General features: G+C 66.8%; 2 protein-coding genes. Both read left to right on the top strand.

The window, feature by feature from the left end:
* Window positions 1–1056: alpha-amylase family glycosyl hydrolase (locus ACZ63F_RS42980; RefSeq protein WP_469719534.1), on the top strand; the 1056-nt coding region annotated here is incomplete at its 5' end.
* Window positions 1053–2017: alpha-amylase family glycosyl hydrolase (locus ACZ63F_RS42975; protein WP_469719532.1), on the top strand; the 965-nt coding region annotated here is incomplete at its 3' end. The genes ACZ63F_RS42980 and ACZ63F_RS42975, both read left to right, overlap by 4 nt.

Here is a 2017-nt window from a genome sequence, read left to right as displayed (position 1 = left end):
GCGTTGCAGTGCTCGCCGGACCACCCGTGGGTGGAGAAGCACCCGGAGTGGTTCCACCACCGGCCGGACGGCACGATCGCCTACGCCGAGAACCCGCCGAAGAAGTACCAGGACATCTACCCCGTCGCCTTCGACGCCGACATGGACGGGCTGGTCGCCGAGACGGTGCGGGTGCTGCGGCACTGGATGGAGTGCGGGGTGCGGATCTTCCGCGTGGACAACCCGCACACCAAGCCGGTGGTGTTCTGGGAGCGGGTGATCGCGGAGATCAACCGCAGGGACCCGGACGTGATCTTCCTGGCCGAGGCCTTCACCCGGCCCGCGATGATGCGCACCCTGGCCCAGATCGGTTTCCAGCAGTCGTACACGTACTTCACCTGGCGCAACAGCAAGCAGGAACTCACCGAGTACGCCACCGAACTCGCCGGGGAGACCGCCGCCTACATGCGGCCGAACTTCTTCGCCAACACCCCGGACATCCTGCACGCCTACCTCCAGCACGGCGGCCGGCCCGCCTTCGAGGTCCGGGCCGTTCTCGCGGCCACCCTCTCCCCCACCTGGGGCATCTACAGCGGCTACGAACTGTGCGAGAACACCCCGCTGAAGGAGGGCAGCGAGGAGTACCTGGACTCGGAGAAGTACCAGCTCAAGCCCCGGGACTGGGCCCGCGCCGACACCGACGGCATCGCCCCGCTCATCACCCGCCTCAACACCGTCCGGCGCGAGAACCCCGCCCTGCGGCAGCTGCGCGACCTCCACTTCCACCACGCCGACCAGGACGCGGTGATCGTCTACAGCAAGCGGAGCGGATCGAACACGGTTCTGGTGGTCGTGAACCTCGACCCCCACCACACCCAGGAGGCCACGGTCTCGTTGGACATGCCGCAACTCGGCCTGAACTGGCACGAGTCGGTGCCGGTGCGCGACGAGCTCACCGGCGAAACCTACAACTGGGGCAGGGCCAACTATGTGCGCCTGGAACCGGGTCACCGGACCGCGCACATCCTCACCGTCCTGCGACCGTCCCCGCGGATCGGAGGGTCACCCACACAATGATCGTCAACGAACCCGTCCCGGACACCTTCGAGGACACACCCGTCAAGGACCGGGACCCGGACTGGTTCAAACGCGCCGTCTTCTACGAGGTCCTGGTCCGCTCCTTCCAGGACAGCAACGGCGACGGCATCGGCGACCTCAAGGGCCTGACCGCGAAACTCGACTACCTGCAGTGGCTCGGCGTCGACTGCCTCTGGCTGCCGCCCTTCTTCAAGTCCCCGCTGCGGGACGGCGGTTACGACGTCTCCGACTACACGGCCGTCCTCCCCGAGTTCGGCGACCTCGCCGACTTCGTGGAGTTCGTCGACGCCGCCCACCAGCGCGGCATGCGCGTCATCATCGACTTCGTCATGAACCACACCAGCGACCAGCACCCGTGGTTCCAGGAGTCGCGCAAGGACCCCGACGGGCCGTACGGGGACTACTACGTCTGGGCGGACGACGACAAGCAGTACCAGGACGCCCGGATCATCTTCGTGGACACCGAGGTCTCCAACTGGACGTACGACCCGGTCCGCAAGCAGTACTACTGGCACCGCTTCTTCTCGCACCAGCCCGACCTCAACTACGAGAACCCGGCCGTCCAGGAGGAGATCCTCTCCGCGCTCCGCTTCTGGCTCGACCTCGGCATCGACGGGTTCCGGCTCGACGCCGTGCCGTACCTCTACCAGCGCGAGGGCACCAACTGCGAGAACCTGCCCGCGACCCACGACTTCCTGAAGCGGGTGCGCAAGGAGATCGACACGCAGTATCCGGACACCGTGCTGCTGGCGGAGGCGAACCAGTGGCCGGAGGACGTCGTCGACTACTTCGGCGACTACCGCAGCGGCGGGGACGAGTGCCACATGGCGTTCCATTTCCCGGTGATGCCGCGGATCTTCATGGCGGTGCGGCGGGAATCCCGCTACCCCGTCTCGGAAATCCTCGCCAAGACCCCGGCCATTCCGTCCGGCTGCCAGTG

It is taken from the genome of Streptomyces sp. NPDC104761 (genome assembly GCF_055583445.1).
The sequence above is the reverse complement of the archived record's forward strand: the minus strand, read 5'-3'. Positions and strand labels throughout refer to the sequence as shown.